Below are 15,401 nucleotides of genomic sequence, written 5' to 3'. Positions count from 1 at the left end.
AGAGGTTCTAGAAGCTATAGGTGAAGCCTGTTTGGACCGTGCGAGGCGCGCCGGGATAGGCGTACCAGTTGAAGGCGCCTTCTTCGTATTCCTCATTGAACAGGTTACGCACGTCCAGGTTGACCCGCAGCTTCGGGGTGACCTGATAGAAGGTAAGCAGGTCCGCCACCGTATAGCTGGCCATCTCATAGGTGCTGTTGGCGGTCAGCCCGGCCCGCTCGCTCACGTGACGAACCCCCATGCCCAAGCCAAGGCCCTTCAGGCCGCCATCCTGGAACTCGTACACGTTGAGCAGGTTGAAGCTGCGCTGGGGGATGTTGGCCAGGCGCGTGCCGGTGGCCAGCGAGGTGTCCTTGGTGACCTCGGCGTCCACGTAGGCGTAACTGCCCATCACGCGCCACTCGGGCGTAATGTTGCCGGAGACATTCAAGTCGAAACCGCGGCTGCGTACCCTGCCAGCGGCCACGCTGAAGTTGGAATCGGCCGGGTCCAGTGCCAGGACGTTGTCCTTGATGGTGTGGAAGATGGCCGCGTCGACGGCAAGCTGATCGTCCAACGCCTTCCATTTCACACCCAGTTCGTAGGACTTGCCCTCTTCGGCATCGAAGCCCGCCCCCGTGCTGGAGCGCCCCATGTTGGGCTTGAGGGATTCGGAATAGCTGCCGTAGAGCGCCACGTCCGGGGTGAGGTCGTAGACCAGGCCGTAGCGCGGCGTTACCGCATTTTCGTCCTTGTGCCAGTCCTTGCCGATCTTGTTGTCATAGTCGTGCTGGTCGCGTTCGAGGCGCACGCCCACCAGCAGCTTGAGCCGTTCAGTGAGGGCGACCTGGTCTTGCAGGAAGGCAGCGGCAGTCTTGAGCTGTTCATGGTCGTAGGTGGTGACGCGGGTCAGTGCCGGGCGCGCCTGGCCCAGCACGGGGTCGAGTATGTCGATCGGGTAAGCCCCCGTGCCGGCCGCCGAGCGAAGGATGATCGACTCGTAGTCATAGGCTTCGTACTCGACGCCCGTGAGCAGGGTATGCTCCAGCCCGCCAGCGTAAAAGGTGCCGGAGAGGTTGAGCTGGGCATCGAGGTCGTTCCATTCCAGCTTGCGCCAGTTGAGGTTGCGCCCCAGAGTGCGGCCGTCGGCCTGCAGGCCGTTGGCTTCCACGGCGTTGCCTTGCAAGCGGCCGTCCAGCCACTGCAGGCCACCGGCAAGCTGCCAGGTATCGTTGAGCAGGTGCTCGAAACGCAGCTGGCTGACATTGTTGTCGTTGTGCAGCAGATTGGCGGAGCCTTTTTCCCAGAGGTAGGTATCCCGACTGCCAGTGCCGACCTGGTTCAGATAGCGGGTGTTGCCCCGGTCCAATGGGTGGTTGTTGCGCATGTAATCACCCTCGAAGGTGATACGCGTATCCTCGGTGGCCTGCCAGGTCAGCACCGGCGCGATGTCGTACCGCTCAGTTTCCACGTGGTCCCGGAAGCTGTCCCCGCCCTCCCCCAGCAGGTTCACCCGGTAGGTGAGCGCATCGCTGTCGTCCAGCGCGCCGGTGGTGTCCAGGGTGCCGCGGTACATGCCCTGATCGTCGAACTGCCCGCCGATGGTGGTCTTGCGCTCAGCCTGGGGCTGCTTGCTCACTACGTTGAACGTACCGCCCGGGTCGCCGCGCCCATAGAGAGTAGCCGCCGGCCCCCGCAGAATGTCGATGCGCTCGATGGTGTTGGCGTCCGGGGCGTTGGGGTAGCCCCGGTTGACCGGGAAGCCATTGCGGTAGAACTCGCCGGAGGTGAAGCCACGCACGGTGTAGGTGGTCAGGCCCTGCCCGCCGAAGTTGTTCGCCCGGCCTACGCCCCCGCCATAATCCAGCGCGTCCTGCAGCCGGGTCACGTTGCTGTCTTCCAGCACCTTGGCGGTTATCACGGAAACCGACTGCGGTGTCTCATGGAGCGGTGTGTCGGTCCGAGTCGCGCTGGAGGAACGCTGTGTGCGGTAGCCTTGCGCGCCCTGCGTCGCGTCCGCGCCAGTGCCCTGCGCCTCTACATAGAGCGTGGGCAGTTCGGTCGACGAGGCTTGCGCTGGGGTTTCAGCCCAGGCAAGGGCAGGAAAGGTCTGTAGCACACACAAGGAAACAAGGGCGTAGCGCATCGAAGCGTATCTCGCGGCAGGTCAGGGGCAAAAGCGTCGGCGATCATACATTCGATGAGAGTGAGTTGCATTCACAAAACTCAGGAAAGTTAAGTTTCGTCCTAAGGAGAGGTGTTCAGAGGCGAGTCACGACACCGGGGAGTTCTGTCTGGACTTTCTCGGTTTTAGCATTGAATTCGAACATCGGTTCGAGCCTGGCTTACCGCTCTACCTGGGCATAGATCGAACAGGTTTGCGCCTGCACCTTTCTGAACATCACCGCGACGCCAGCCCTGGCGCTACCCTCTTTGTCCCCATGACGAACATCGGCCTGCTGCGGGGTGAGCTACAGGCAAAAGGCTATGGATATGGCCGGCCGGAGATCGTCGAGCAGGGTTGGGAGCGGGTCATGGAGGTGCATGACCCCTTCGGCAATCGGCTTCGGTTTTGTGAGTATTGACCCATCCTTGAAGAATCTCGCCAGCTTTTGCTGGCTCCCACCTGTGCAAGCTGCCATAGGCCGGCGCTCAGCATAGGCCGATGGGCCTATTCAGGTATAGAGGCATGCTGGACGCCGCTGACGGTTTAAAGGAACGAGTGCATGCCCATTACGCCCCCCACGATCCCCATTTAACCAATGACCGCGCTTCATCTTGACGGCATTAAAGTGGTCGGGAACCTCAGCCTTGAGCAATACAGCCGTATTCGCCAGAGCCATGTAGGCACTATCGGCATGGGCGTAGCATCGGCCTGGCAGGGCAAGGGGGTCGGTTCGCGGCTGATGCAAGCGGCCCTGGCGGTGGCCGATGACTGGATGAACCTGCGCCGGGTGGAACTGACGGTATTCGCCGATAACGAGGCCGCGGTGAAGCTCTATGCCAAGTTTGGTTTCGAGCGCGAGGGCCTGCTGCGCGATTGTGCCGTGCGTGATGGCGCCTATGTCGACGCGCTCACCATGGCGCGGCTGCGGCGATAGCGGGGGCGCCCGAACGGCGGCCACCAACGAGCCGCCGTCCGGCGAAAGCCTTGATTGCAGAACTAGGCGGGCGCCGTTGCTCGATCAGCTTGGCTGACGCCGTCGTATCCCCAATCAGAGGCTGGAACTTCGTTCACCACGATATAGGTTGCCGGATGCAGGCCCGGCAGAGCGCTGCGCAGCACAGCCATGGCTTTGGAGAGGAAGTCGCGTTTTTGCTCGCAGGAATTGGTGCCGGCGGTTACCCAGACTTCCAGATGGGCCGCCGTCAATTGCTTCGAATTACCGACCGTCCAGCGCAGGCCGCCGGGTACCTCGATGAGCACGGAGGTAAGGTCATGCCGTTTTGCGAGGGCTTCGGCGATCAGCGTGGTCAGCGCCTCGCCCAGATTTGCTTCGGTACCGGGGAGAAGACTGTGGGACAACGTCACTCGAGCGAAGGGCATGGCGATTACCTGATGGAAGGTTGAGACCACAGCTTATTCGAGCGAAGTAGAACTATAGTGTGGTTCTACACTGATCAGACTTGAGCATTTCTCATGCTTCCCGATTTGCCATCCCCCCTGCTCCGTACCTTCCTGGCCGTTGTCGATGGAGGCTCGCTCGCTGCAGCCGCCAACCGCATCGCCCGCAGCGAGTCCGCGGCCAGCCTGCAAATAGCCCGCCTGGAACGCTTGGTAGGCCAGGCGTTGTTCGACCGGGACGGTCGGGCGCTTCGGCTGAATCCGGCGGGTGGGGTGCTGCTGGCCCATGCACGTGCCATCCTTGGCCGAATTGACGCAGCCCGCGCTGAGCTGGCACCGGATCAAGCGCTGCCGGTCCGGATAGGCGTGGTCCAGGATTTCGTCGCGGAGGTGCTGCGTCCTACCCTCGCAGATATCAAGGCGGCAACGCCGAATGCGGCCTTTTCCATGATCATCAGTAATACCGCCGAGCTACTTCAAGCCTTGGGCGAAGATCGCATCGACACGGCCTTGTGCGCAGGGGAGCCTTTCGGCGGCCGGGTCGTGGCCCGCTTGCCTATGCAGTGGTTCGGCAACGCGGGCCTAGCCGAAGCGGACGTGGTCCCGCTGATAGGCATCACCCCGCCTTGCCCCTTCCTGCTCGCCGCGCAACGGGTGCTTGATGCCGTGGGGCGACCATGGCGCCTGGTACTTACGACTCCAAGCCTAGAGGGCGTGCGCGCCGCGGTAGAGGCTGGATTGGGGCTGAGCTGCCGTACCGAGGCCGGCCTGGGGCTGCCGCCGCTACAGTCGGCCTCGCTGCCAGCGTTGCCGGACATCGCGTACTCCTTGGTCGAGCGACGCCATGGGCATGTGGCGAGCCGGCTGCCCTTCGAGCGAATGGCAGCTCATCTGGCAGCGCTGCTGGCCCCTCGGTGATATCCGGCTGCCCAGGTTTACTTCAGTCGCCCCAACCGCGCCGTCAGCAGGTCGAAGAAGCCCTGTGCATCGCCGTTCTCGACCCAGAAGACATTGGGTTTCTGCTTCAGGGTGCCGTACCAGTCGGCCACCGTCTGGCCAAAGCCGAGCCCTTCACGGCTGTCGATCGCCAGGTTGATCTCCCGGCCGGAGAACAGCTCCGGCTTGAGCAGCCAGGCGATGACGCTGGCATCATGCACCGGGCCGCCGGGCAGGCCATAGTGCTCCATGTCCAGCTTCACGTACTCGTTGAGAATATCGCCCACCAGCTGGCCGGCGTGGTTGCCCAAGGCGGCGATCTGCTTGAGGCGGGCTTCGCTGGTCAGGATCTTGTGGGTCACATCCAGCGGCACATAGGTGAGCTTCACCCCGCTGGCCAGCACGATCTGCGCGGCATGCGGATCGGCGTAGAGGTTGAACTCGGCTACCGGGGTGATATTGCCGCCGTTGAAGTGCGCGCCGCCCATGACCACCACTTCCTTGATGCCTTGGGTGATTTCCGGCGCCTGCGTCAGGGCCAGGGCCAGGTTGGTCTGCGGCCCCAGCATGGCGATGGTGACGCTGTGAGGCTTGGCCTGGCTGAGGGTGCGAATCAGGTAATCCACTGCGTTCCCGGAAGCCAGGCCCTTGGCCGGCTCATGCACGGGCACGCCCGGCAGCCCTTCCTGGCCATGCACGTTCTCGGCGTAGATGGGCGTGCGTACCAGCGGCCGTGGGGCGCCAGCGTACACCGGCACCTCTTCCCGACCGGCCCATTCGCGCGCCAGGCGGGCGTTGCGCGAGGTCTTGTCCAGCCGCACATTGCCCGCCACGGTAGTTATAGCCATGACATTCAGCTCTTCAGGCGAGGCCAGGGCCAGTAGCAAGGCGACCACATCATCGGCGCCGGGGTCGGTATCGATGATCAGGTCACGCTTTTGCGCCGCCTGCACGGCTGAAACGGTAGAGATCGCCAAAAGCAGTGCGCCTCCGATCAGGTATCTGGATAGACCTTTCAACATCCCTGTAGCTCCTTTCGTAAATTAAAAGACTACGCCGGCCACCAGCGCGACATTGCTGTAGGGCTGACATTCGCCAGTGCGGACAATGGCCTTGGCCGTGCGGCTCAAGGCCTTGAGGGTCTCGTGGCTGACCCAGCGTTGTTCACCCAGCTGATTGTCAAGGTTCAGGCTTTCGAGCACCTGCAAGGCCGGAGGCTTTACGTTGATCATTTCGTTGGCCAGCACATGGCTTTCCACCTGCATTTCGCTGAGGACCACGTCCAGCACGCTGACAAAGTCCGGCACGCCGCGGGTCAGGGCCAGATCGATCAGCGGTACGCCTGCCGGTACAGGCATGCCGGCATCGACGATCATCACGATATCGCCGTGGCCCAGGGAAGCGATGACCTTGGACAGCTCAATGTTGAGCAGGGCTGTCTTTTTCATTCCAAGCGAACTCCTTGACTTCGACATAGGTGGGAATCGACGGCTGCGCGCCGGCACGGGTCACGGACAGGGCAGCCGCCGCCTGGGCAAAGCGCAGCGCATCCCCTTCACTCTGGCCGGCGGCCAAGGCCGCGGCGAACCCGCCGACGAAGGTATCTCCCGCCGCGGTGCTGTCCAGGGCTTTCACCACAGGGGCTGGCCAATGCCCACAGCCCTCTTCGCCAACCTTGAGCACCCCCCGCTCGCCCAGGGTGACGATCACATTGCGAGCCCCGGCCTCGCGCAGCATATGCGCCGCCTGTTCAGCGGCCTGCGGCGAATCTACCACGATGCCGGTAAGGGCCTGGGCTTCGGTTTCGTTGGGTACCAGATAGTCGATCAGCGGATACCAGTCCGCTGGCAGCGGGCCAACGGCCGGCGCCGGGTTGAGGATCACCGTCTTGCCGAGTTGGCGTGCCCGGGTCAGGGCATGATGCACCGTCGGCACCGGCACCTCGAGCTGGCAGATGACGATCCGCGCCGAATCGAGCACGTTGTCGAACTGCTCCAGCAGGCCGGGGGTAAGCTCGCCGTTGGCGCCAGCCACGATCAGGATGGCGTTCTGGCTTTGCTCATCGACCACGATCGACGCCACGCCAGTGGAAACGCTGGAAAGGGTTGTCACGGCCCGGCAGTCGATGGATTCCACCATCAGCCCCGCGCGCAGGCGCTCGCCATAGGCGTCGTCGCCCACGCAGCCGATCATGGCCACGGACGCGCCCAGACGCGCGGCCGCCACCGCCTGGTTGGCACCCTTGCCACCGGGTACCGTTGTGAAGGTATCGCCAGCCAGGGTTTCGCCTGGGCGCGGCATTCGTTTGGCGCGTATCACCAGGTCCATGTTGAGGCTGCCGACAATCACGATGTCTGCCTGTTGGTTGTTCATGCGTCACTCCGGGTCGGCATCTTGAGGCCAGGGGCTGCGGTGGATTCCCGTACCACGACACTGGGGGTGACCAGCAGCCGGCGCACGTCAAGGGAATTGGGAGAGATAATGCGGCGCAGCAGCATTTCGGCCGCCGTTTCGCCCAGTTGCCGGATGGACTGCCCCACCGTGGTCAGCGCGGGGTAGACATAACGGCTGATCTGAATATCGTCGAAGCCGACCACCGACAACTGACCGGGCACCGAGATGCCTCGTTCGGCCGCGGCACGTAGCACGGCGATGGCGATCACATCGTTGCCGGCGAAGATCGCCGTTGGCTTCACGTCCTCCAGGAGGTGGACGGCAGCCTGGTAGCCGGCGGGGCTGGTGAATTCACTATTGATCATCAAGCCGGGCTGGGGGGCGATACCGGCATCACGCATGGCCCGCCGGTAACCGGCCAGGCGCATGTCCGCCACGGGCGTCGCGATCGGCCCGCTGATGCAGGCAATGCGTTCATGGCCGAGCTCCAGCAGGTGCCGGGTCGCCAGCCAGGCGCCCTGTACGTGGTCGATACGTACCGTGTCAGCAGGGACGCTATCCAGTTCGCGGTCTACCACTACCAAGGGCGTACGCACTTCGGCCAGCCCTCCGGCGATTCCCACATCGCCGTCCACCGAGGATACGATCAGGCCATCGACGCGCTTCTCCAGCAGCACGCGCAGGTAATTGCGCTGTTTCTCCGGGTTGTCGTCGGAATTGCAGAGAATCACGCAGAAGCCGTTGCGCTCGCAGTGATCCTCGATTCCCCGGGCCAGCTCGGCGAAATACGGGTTGATGCCGTTGGGAATCAACATGCCAATGGTGCGGGTGCTGCGGGCCTTGAGCGACCTGGCCACGCCACTGGGCACGTAGCCCAGCTGGGCGATCGCTGCCTCGACCTTCAGCCGCACCGGCTCGCTCACCGGCCGGCTTTTGTTCACCACATGGGACACGGTGGTATAGGAGATGCCAGCCAGTGCCGCCACATCTTTGATGGTTGCCATATCAGCCCTGCCGACGTGCCCGGTGGCTGCGGTAGGTATCCAGCACCACGGCAATCACGATCACGGCGCCGGTGATGATCCGCTTGGTCGGCTCGCTGGCGCCGATCTGGGCCAATCCGGCGGCCAGCACGGAAATGATCAGCACCCCGAAGAAGGTGCTGATGATCGAACCACGTCCGCCCATCAAGCTGGTGCCACCGATCACCACCGCCGCGATGACCTGCAGTTCCAGGCCAGCGCCGGCGTTAGGGTCGGCCGCTTCCAATCGGGAGATCTGGAACAGCGCCGCCACACCGGCCAGCAGGCCCATCAGCGAGAACACCAGGATCTTGTAGGGTTTGGGGTTGATGCCCGCCAGGCGCACGGCTTCTTCGTTGGTGCCGATGCCGATCAGGTAGCGCCCGAACACAGTGCGGGTGAGCACGGCCTGGGCAATGAAGATCACCAGCAAGGCGATCAGGAACGAGGGCGAAATGCCGAAGGCCAGCGGGTTGGACAGCCAGGCGAAGGCGTCGCCGATATAGGCGGTGCGCGAGTCGGTCATCTGGTAGGCCACGCCACGGGCCATTTCCAGCACACCCAGCGAGACGATGAACGAAGGAATGCGCCAGGCCACCGTAATCGAGCCGGTGATGGTGCCCGCCAGGGTGGCGCAACCGATGCCCAGCAGCGCGGCGGGGAACACGCTCCAGCCCCAGCCAAGGATGGCCACGCTTACCGCCGAGGCTGCCAGCGCCAGTACCGAACCCACGGAAAGGTCGATGCCGCCGATGATCAGGATCAGCGTCATGCCCACCGCCAGCACCATCAGGTCCGGGATCTGGTTGGCCAGGGTGCTGAAGGTCTGATAGGAGAGGAAATGGTCGCTGAGGATGGAGAACAGCACGATCATTGCCAGGAGCGCGCCGGCCAGGCCAAGGTAGGTTCCCAGGCCAAAGTAGTTACCGCTGCGCCGGGCAGGGGTTTGCAGCGTTGCAGAGCTTATGTTTTTCATGGGGCAGTCCTGAGCGCTGGGTCATGAATGAGCGCGTCACGTTTCTGGTAGCCGGCGAAAGCGGCGGCGAGCAAGCGGTCCTGGGTCCAGTTGTCGCGGTCGAAGGTCTCGATCAGTCGCCCGGCGGAGAGCACGCCGATGCGGTCGCAGATCAGCATCAGTTCACGCAGATCGCTGGACACCACTACCAGGGCCCGGCCCTGGCGGGTCAGCTCGGCCAGCAAAGCATAGATGTCGAACTTCGCGCCTACGTCAATGCCGCGGGTGGGTTCGTCGAACAGCATCACCGGGCAGTCGCGCTCCAGCCAGCGGCCGATTACCACCTTCTGCTGGTTACCGCCGGACAATTCCGACACCAGCTGCGACGGCCCGGCGCTACGGATGCGCATGGCGTCGATCTGGCGCTGTGCCAGGGCGCGCTCGTCCTCGGCGCTGACCACTCCCCCACGGGAGATGTTGGCCATGTTGCCCAGTGCGATGTTCGCGCTGATGGATTGAGTCATCAACAGGCCTTCGCTCTTGCGGTCTTCGGTGATCAGGGCGATACCGTGCTCCACCGCGTCGGCGGGCGAGCGCAGCGTGACCGGACGCAGCGGCCGGCCTACCTCGACAGTACCGCTGTCAGCGCGGTCGGCGCCGTAGATCAGCCGCAGCAGCTCAGTGCGCCCTGCCCCGATCAGCCCGGAAATTCCGTAGATTTCCCCGGCGCGTACGTTGAAGGAAACGTCCTGCACCTTGCCTTTGCGGCTGAGCTTGTTCACGGCCAGCACCACGTCGCCGATCTGCCGTTGGCCCATGTCGATATGCTCGCCCAGCTCGCGACCGACCATCAGCGTCACCAGCTGTTCGCTGTCGTAGCGGGAAATGGGTTCGGCACACACCAGCCGGCCGTCACGCAGCACGGCGATGCGCTGGGACACGCGAGCCAGCTCTTCCAGGCGATGGGAGATGTAGATGATGGACACGCCCTCGGCCCGTAGGCGCTGGATCTGCTCGAAGAGCATCTCCACCTCACGGGAGGTAAGCATGGCGGTGGGCTCGTCCAGGATCAGAACCCTGCAATCGCCGATCAGGTTACGGGCGATCTCCACCATCTGTTGGTGACCGATACCCAGGTCGCCAACCAGGGTGTCTGGGTCGATGGCGTCCAGGCCGACTTGCGCCATGGCCTTGATCGCCTCTTCGCGCAGACGCTTGCGGTCGATCCAGCCCGCCCGCCGTGGCAGGTTGTCCAGGAACAGGTTTTCCGCCACGGTGAGTGTCGGCAGCAGGTTCAGTTCCTGCATCACCATGCGTACGCCGAGTCTCTCGGCCTCGCCACGGCTCTGGGGCGCATAGGGGCTGCCATTGAATACCATGGTCCCGGTGGTCGGAATCACCAGGCCCCCGATGATCTTGGACAAGGTACTCTTGCCGGCGCCGTTCTCGCCGGTCAGCGCCAGGACTTCCCCGCGCATCAGGCTCAGGTTGATTCCGCCCAGCACGGGCTGGGCGTAGGTCTTGCCGATATCAGAGATCGACAGGACAGGCGTCTGGGTGGACGCAGACATAGGTTTTCTCCAAACACCCGCTCCGTTGGAGCAGGTGTCCTGGTCAAGAGATCAAGGTTGGGTGACGAGTTCTACCGGGGTCTCGATCACGCCTTTGTCATTGGTCTCAACCTTCTCGCCCTTGAGCTTTTTCAGCGCCGCTTCAATGCCGAACACCGCCTGACGGGCCGCGAACTGATCCGCGGTGGCCAACACGCGGCCATCCTTGAGCATCGGCTTGATGGCGTTGATGTTGTCGTAGCCGACCACCTTTACCTGGCCAGCCTTGCCGGCCGCGCGCACGGCGGATACAGCGCCCAGCGCCATGCTGTCGTTGCCGGCCAGCAGGGCCTTGAGGTCCGGGTATTCGTTGAGCATCGCCGAGGCGACCGCGTTGCCCTTGTCGATTTCCCAGTTGCCGGACTGCACGGAAACCACGTTCATCTTGGCCGCGGCCATGGCGTCCTTGAAGCCGGCGGTGCGCTGCTGCGCATTGCTGGTGGTCGGCACGCCTTCAATGATCCCGACCTGAGCGCCCGGTTGCAGCTGCTTGGCCAGGTATTCGCCCACCAGAGCAGCGCCCTTGCGGTTGTCCGGCCCTACGAAGGGCACTTCGAGGTTCTTGCTCTTGAGCACACCGGCATCGAGCTGATTGTCGATGTTCACCACCACGATGCCTGCGTCCATGGCTTTCTTCAGTACCGGCACCAGCGCCTTGGAATCGGCCGGGGCGATCACCAGCGCATCGACCTTGGAGACGATCATCTGCTCGACGATACGGATCTGGCTGGAGGTGTCCGATTCGTCCTTGATGCCGTTGGAGATCAGGTCGAAATCGCTGGCGTGTTCTTTCTGATAGGCCTTGGCGCCGTCCTCCATGGTCAGGAAGAATTCGTTGGCCAGCGACTTCATGACCAGCGCGACCTTGGGCTTTTCAGAGGATTCGGCGTGAGCGACAGAGAATGGCAGCAGGGTGGTGGCGCTGAGCACGGCAGCGGCCAGCAGGCGGCCAGCGAAGGGCAGCTTCATGGGTGATCTCCGTTGTTGTGATTATTTTTCTAGCGAACGCTGCCGGGCCAATCTGCCATCGCGCAAACGTTTGCGAAACAGGACTATGGAAAAACTGGCTTTGATTGTCAAATCAATGTTTCGAGGCTTTACATCGGAAGCGCGTCTGAAAATGCGCCGCGGTTTTTTTGGCGCGATCGGCGTCCCAACCCTCCAAGGCCGGGGCACCGTATCAACTGACCAAGGTAGGCCGTCCTGGGAAAACGACCGCCCAGACCGGCGCCGTACCGGCCCGTTCGGCCGCGAAGGATCAGCCAGCCTGAGCCTGTTCCGCTCCCAGCAGGGCAAGCTCGGGGCTGTGATCGGCAAAAACGAAGTTCTGGTCGCTCAGGGTCTGTCGGTAGTCACCTGACAGCTGCACCTGGAAGCGATGGCCTTCGCTATCGACCTGGTTGGACGTCAGGGCGGTTCGATCGTTGGAAGCGTTGTAACTGACCTTGAGGGTGTTGTCGTTTCCGTCTCCAAGGCCGGTGAAGCCCAGGGCGGAGACATCGATGCGGTCCACCGACACCAGCAGGTCGGTAATGATGTCCGACGCCCCTCGGTAGCTGTCGCTGACGCTGTTGTAAACGAAGATATCAGCGCCGGATCCCCCCGATAGCGAGTCGGCGCCGCCGTTGCCGATCAGCACGTCATCGCCGGCCTCCCCGGACAAGTAGTCGAAGCTGTCGTCCCCCGTAACGCGTCCGGACACGAGGTCGGCATAGGTCACGTCATTAGGGTCATCAGCGTCCGGCACAGAAGGCGCGAAGATGAAGGCATCATTGAATGAACCGCCTATGGAACCGACAAAGAGGCTACCTAGGACGGTCAGCGAGAAACGGTCGCCAGCGGCATTGGCTTCCAACGACTCGAGGGTGATCAATCCCGTCGTCTTGTCATAGCTCTCAAGAAGGGTGCTGCCATGACCGTCGCCCAACCCGGTGAAGCCCAGGGCCGACACGTCGATACGGTCACCGTCGCCCTGATAAGCGTCCAGAAGCAGATCCTGCTGTCTGATGCCTGCGGCATCGTTGACATAGCTGTCGGCGAGTGTCTTGTAGACAAAGGTATCGGCGCCGGCACCGCCGCTTAGACGATCCGCTCCAGCACCCCCTTCCAGGCGATCGTTGCTGGCGCCACCCCTTAGCGTGTCGTTGCCACCTAGCCCCACAAGCAATGCTCCGCGGGGGTAGGCGTCGATGATGTCCGCGTCTGGAGTACCGACCTCGCGGCCGAAGAAGTTTGCGTCGGTCAGGCTTGTTCGGTAGTCACCGTTCAAGGCCAGCTTGAAGCGATAGCCGTCGGCATCCGCATCCAGGCTCTGCAGGTAAGTGGTGTCGTTGTCGCCCTTATAGCTGAGCAGCAAGGTGCCCTGGTAACCATTGCCCAGGCCTGTGATACGCAAAGCGGCAAGGTCCAGTTGATCATGGGCGGTATCGAAGTCCAGGATGCGGTCATGGGTGTTGCCCGCGTCGCTGGCGTAGCTATCCTGCCGGCGGCTGTAGACGAACACATCGTTCCCGACACCACCGCTGAGCCGGTCCGCGGCCTGGCCCCCGTCAAGCCTGTCATCGCCCGCCGCGCCATCGAGCTGATCCCGGCCGCGTCCGCCGACCAAGGCTTCCCCGGCCCCAGTGCCAAGGATGCGCTCGGCCTTGTCGCTACCTATCAACGTATAGGCCGGGCCACCCAGAGAGCCATAGCTGTGCGTGTAGTCGGCACCGCTGACCACCAGGCCCAGCTGGGCATGGCTGATCTGGTTGCCATACACGTTGCGGTAATAGTCAGCAGGTTGAGCGTGGCTATCATCCAGCCCATAGGTTGCGTTGTCGCCACCGACGATGGTGTTGTCGATCAGATTGAGGACAGGGTCGCTTCCGGTTGTGACGCCCTGGGCATTGGTGTATTCGCCGATGCGGATTTCCGCCGCCGGGCCGGCCTGCGCGTTGTCGTGCACATAGTTTTGGTACAGCCCCTGCCGGAAGGTACCAAGTACCGCGATGCCTTCGGCGCCATTGCCATGTACATCCACATTGCTCAGGGTGCCGCCCTCCCACCCGCGAATCTCGATGCCGGCCCTGCCATTGTTGTAGTACTGGCCGCCGACGATCCCGAACTGTTGGTACATGTCAGTGTTAGCGGGACGCTCTACCCCAGTAAGCACGAAGCCGTTGCCGGTATTGTCGTGAGACTGGTTATTGAGGAAGTATCCAGAGCTCGACACACCGGATGCGACCACCACATCGAAGCCGTCGCCACCGTTGCGGTAGGCCTGGCTATCGGTGAAGGACATCGAGTCGGCCCGAACAGCCTGGGTCTGGAACGCTGTGGCGAAGCCGTCGCCGTCGTTGTCGTGGGCCAGGCTATCGCTCACTTGCGCGCCGTCCGTGAGGGCCTGGGCACGCAGGCCATCGCCACTGAAGTTGCGCAGCTCCACCCCTGCCACGATCAGCCCGGTGGTATGGGCGGTGCCGCCCGCCCCGCTACCGGTGACGATGCCATCCACCGTCCCGCTGGTATTGGCCTTGTTGCCGTCCAGCGTCAGGTTACTGACCTTGGCATCGGTGGTGTTGACCTTGGCGGCCGTGTGGATCAGCCCATCGATGTCACCGCTCGAGCCGTCCGCAAGCTTGAGGGTCGTTTCCCCCAGGCGCTCCCCATTGAGCGTTACCTTGCTTCTGAGCGTCAGACAACCCCCATCGCTGTTGGGACCGCTGAGGATGTAGGTACCCTCCGGCATAAACACCTCGCCGCCGCCGGCCTTGAAGGCAGCATCGATAGCTTTCTGGATCGCCTGGGTGTCATCGGTAACGCCGTCACCCTTGGCGCCGAAATCGAGCACATTGAAGACTGTGGCCACGTGAACTCCTTGATGAATAAAGGCTGGTCCGCGCGACCACAAACTGTGCGGATGGATGGAGCGATTACGACCCGTAGGATGAGCTCCGGTTCAAGGATGACGGTCCCGCCTGGCAGCTTGCAAACTCATGCCTCCCATTACCAGCCAGATGCCGCAAGCGGAAACCGCCATACCGGCCGCCATCCGCCAGCTCAGCGGTTCATCGAACATGGCCCAGGCCCAGAGCATGGTGATCGGGGGGCTCAGGTAGAGCACGCTGGCCACGCGGGTGCCGTTACTGCGGCGCAGGCAAAGCCAGTACAACCCGTAACCGCCGAGCGTCGATAAGCCCACTGTCCACAGCACGCTCAGGGCGAACCCAGTAGTCGGAACAGGGGCCAGGCTGCCTTGGCTGCCCTGGATAGCGGCGAAGGCGAAGCTGGAGACAAAGCATTGCAGCCACAGGTTGGGCAACAGGCCCAGGGTTTGCGCAGCACTCAATTGCTTCTGCCACAGGGTCGCGACTGCCAGTGACAGCATGCCTGCCACCGGCAAGGCGTAGGCCCAGAACGGTGCGCTGCCCAGCTCCAGTACGCCGTGCGTCACCCAGAGCACGCCCACGAGCCCAACGATCAACCCCAGCCAAACCCGACGCGCCAACCGCTCGCCTAGAAAGGCTGCTGCCAATAGCGCCATGCCCAGGGGCAGCAAGTCCGCACAAAGGGCTGCAAGTCCGGCCGGCACACCGAGCGCGATGCCTTGGGTGACGCCAGTCAGGTATCCGGCCATGGCCAGCAGGCCGATACCGGCATTTCTCAGCAGTACAGGAAGCGGCGTGCTCAGCAGCGATCTGAATACGAAAGGTGACAGCAGAAGGCATACCAGCACGCAGCGCCAGAACACCACCAACAAGGCGGAGGCATAGTCGATGGAAAAACGCGCGCCTATGAACCCTGAACTCCAGGCCAGCAACAGCCCTGCTTCAAGCAAAGGGAGCGGCAAGATCTCACTCCATGCACAGGGTACCGTTTCGCTGCGCTGGATCACACTTGGCTTGTTCATGGTCCAGAGGCTACGGAACCGGTCTAGTCTAATAAATCAAAATATTCTG

Annotated in this window: 12 protein-coding genes and 2 pseudogenes; 3 read left to right on the top strand and 11 right to left on the bottom strand. The window is 62.9% G+C overall.

The genetic code is table 11. The features are described from left to right. Nucleotides 1-7 precede the first annotated feature (7 nt). A complete protein-coding gene (locus BN1188_RS16725) occupies nt 8-2,125 on the bottom strand; it encodes a TonB-dependent siderophore receptor (RefSeq protein WP_040262511.1) in 2,118 nt (705 codons plus the stop codon). A 139-nt stretch (nt 2,126-2,264) separates the two neighbouring features. Here BN1188_RS16725 and BN1188_RS16720 point away from each other — a divergent pair. Together BN1188_RS16720 and BN1188_RS16715 are read left to right on the top strand one after the other, a co-directional pair. After that, nucleotides 2,265-2,564 (top strand): annotated as a pseudogene (locus BN1188_RS16720) (glyoxalase superfamily protein); the annotation flags it as partial. 177 nt (nt 2,565-2,741) lie between these two features. After that, nucleotides 2,742-3,080: pseudogene (locus tag BN1188_RS16715) on the top strand (GNAT family N-acetyltransferase); the annotation flags it as partial. A gap of 62 nt (nt 3,081-3,142) precedes the next feature. Here BN1188_RS16715 and BN1188_RS16710 read toward each other — a convergent pair. Beyond that, nucleotides 3,143-3,526 (bottom strand): tautomerase family protein, encoded by a 384-nt coding sequence (locus BN1188_RS16710; RefSeq protein WP_040262509.1) that lies wholly within the window; start codon nt 3,524-3,526, stop codon nt 3,143-3,145. A 93-nt stretch (nt 3,527-3,619) separates the two neighbouring features. Here BN1188_RS16710 and BN1188_RS16705 point away from each other — a divergent pair, with 93 nt between their 5' ends. After that, nucleotides 3,620-4,462 (top strand): LysR family transcriptional regulator, encoded by an 843-nt coding sequence (locus BN1188_RS16705; RefSeq protein ID WP_052469323.1) that lies wholly within the window; start codon nt 3,620-3,622, stop codon nt 4,460-4,462. Between the two features lie 17 nt (nt 4,463-4,479). On the opposite strand, the gene BN1188_RS16700 is transcribed toward BN1188_RS16705, so the two are convergent. The 9 genes from BN1188_RS16700 to BN1188_RS16660 all read right to left on the bottom strand — a co-directional run bounded on the left by BN1188_RS16700 (nt 4,480) and on the right by BN1188_RS16660 (nt 15,352). Then, on the bottom strand, nt 4,480-5,502 hold the full coding sequence (locus BN1188_RS16700; protein WP_040262508.1) for a nucleoside hydrolase: 1,023 nt from the start codon (nt 5,500-5,502) through the stop codon (nt 4,480-4,482). 21 nt (nt 5,503-5,523) lie between these two features. Further along, a complete protein-coding gene (rbsD, locus tag BN1188_RS16695) occupies nt 5,524-5,928 on the bottom strand; it encodes a D-ribose pyranase (RefSeq protein ID WP_040262507.1) in 405 nt (134 codons plus the stop codon). Next, a complete protein-coding gene (gene rbsK / locus BN1188_RS16690; RefSeq protein ID WP_040262506.1) occupies nt 5,900-6,853 on the bottom strand; it encodes a ribokinase in 954 nt (317 codons plus the stop codon). The genes rbsD and rbsK overlap by 29 nt, the downstream gene beginning before the upstream one ends. Beyond that, nucleotides 6,850-7,878 carry a LacI family DNA-binding transcriptional regulator gene (locus BN1188_RS16685; protein ID WP_040262505.1) on the bottom strand — a complete coding sequence of 343 codons (1,029 nt, stop codon included), beginning with the start codon at nt 7,876-7,878 and terminating at the stop codon, nt 6,850-6,852. The genes rbsK and BN1188_RS16685 overlap by 4 nt, the downstream gene beginning before the upstream one ends. 1 nt (nt 7,879) lies before the next feature. Next, on the bottom strand, nt 7,880-8,872 hold the full coding sequence (locus tag BN1188_RS16680; RefSeq protein ID WP_040262504.1) for an ABC transporter permease: 993 nt from the start codon (nt 8,870-8,872) through the stop codon (nt 7,880-7,882). Beyond that, complete coding sequence (locus BN1188_RS16675; RefSeq protein WP_040262503.1) at nt 8,869-10,422, bottom strand: sugar ABC transporter ATP-binding protein; 1,554 nt, start codon at nt 10,420-10,422, stop codon at nt 8,869-8,871. The genes BN1188_RS16680 and BN1188_RS16675 overlap by 4 nt, the downstream gene beginning before the upstream one ends. Nucleotides 10,423-10,473: 51 nt before the next feature. Continuing rightward, entirely contained in the window at nt 10,474-11,430 is a 957-nt protein-coding gene (locus tag BN1188_RS16670; protein WP_040262502.1) for a sugar ABC transporter substrate-binding protein, read from the bottom strand. Between the two features lie 289 nt (nt 11,431-11,719). Continuing rightward, nucleotides 11,720-14,311, bottom strand: coding sequence for a M10 family metallopeptidase C-terminal domain-containing protein (locus BN1188_RS22010; protein WP_052469322.1), 2,592 nt, complete (start codon nt 14,309-14,311; stop codon nt 11,720-11,722). Between the two features lie 90 nt (nt 14,312-14,401). After that, nucleotides 14,402-15,352 (bottom strand): DMT family transporter, encoded by a 951-nt coding sequence (locus BN1188_RS16660; RefSeq protein ID WP_040262501.1) that lies wholly within the window; start codon nt 15,350-15,352, stop codon nt 14,402-14,404. Nucleotides 15,353-15,401 lie beyond the last annotated feature (49 nt).

The sequence above is a fragment of the Pseudomonas massiliensis genome, from assembly GCF_000826105.1.
GTDB lineage: Bacteria > Pseudomonadota > Gammaproteobacteria > Pseudomonadales > Pseudomonadaceae > Aquipseudomonas > Aquipseudomonas massiliensis.
The sequence above is the reverse complement of the archived record's forward strand: the minus strand, read 5'-3'. Positions and strand labels throughout refer to the sequence as shown.

Bases quoted from the DNA above. Each gene is read 5' to 3' on its own strand.
- BN1188_RS16725 (WP_040262511.1), bottom strand. From the start codon at position 2,125: ATGCGCTACGCCCTTGTTTCCTTGTGTGTGCTACAGACCTTTCCTGCC.
- BN1188_RS16710 (WP_040262509.1), bottom strand. From the start codon at position 3,526: ATGCCCTTCGCTCGAGTGACGTTGTCCCACAGTCTTCTCCCCGGTACC.
- BN1188_RS16705 (WP_052469323.1), top strand. From the start codon at position 3,620: ATGCTTCCCGATTTGCCATCCCCCCTGCTCCGTACCTTCCTGGCCGTT.
- BN1188_RS16700 (WP_040262508.1), bottom strand. From the start codon at position 5,502: ATGTTGAAAGGTCTATCCAGATACCTGATCGGAGGCGCACTGCTTTTG.
- rbsD (WP_040262507.1), bottom strand. From the start codon at position 5,928: ATGAAAAAGACAGCCCTGCTCAACATTGAGCTGTCCAAGGTCATCGCT.
- rbsK (WP_040262506.1), bottom strand. From the start codon at position 6,853: ATGAACAACCAACAGGCAGACATCGTGATTGTCGGCAGCCTCAACATG.
- BN1188_RS16685 (WP_040262505.1), bottom strand. From the start codon at position 7,878: ATGGCAACCATCAAAGATGTGGCGGCACTGGCTGGCATCTCCTATACC.
- BN1188_RS16680 (WP_040262504.1), bottom strand. From the start codon at position 8,872: ATGAAAAACATAAGCTCTGCAACGCTGCAAACCCCTGCCCGGCGCAGC.
- BN1188_RS16675 (WP_040262503.1), bottom strand. From the start codon at position 10,422: ATGTCTGCGTCCACCCAGACGCCTGTCCTGTCGATCTCTGATATCGGC.
- BN1188_RS16670 (WP_040262502.1), bottom strand. From the start codon at position 11,430: ATGAAGCTGCCCTTCGCTGGCCGCCTGCTGGCCGCTGCCGTGCTCAGC.
- BN1188_RS16660 (WP_040262501.1), bottom strand. From the start codon at position 15,352: ATGAACAAGCCAAGTGTGATCCAGCGCAGCGAAACGGTACCCTGTGCA.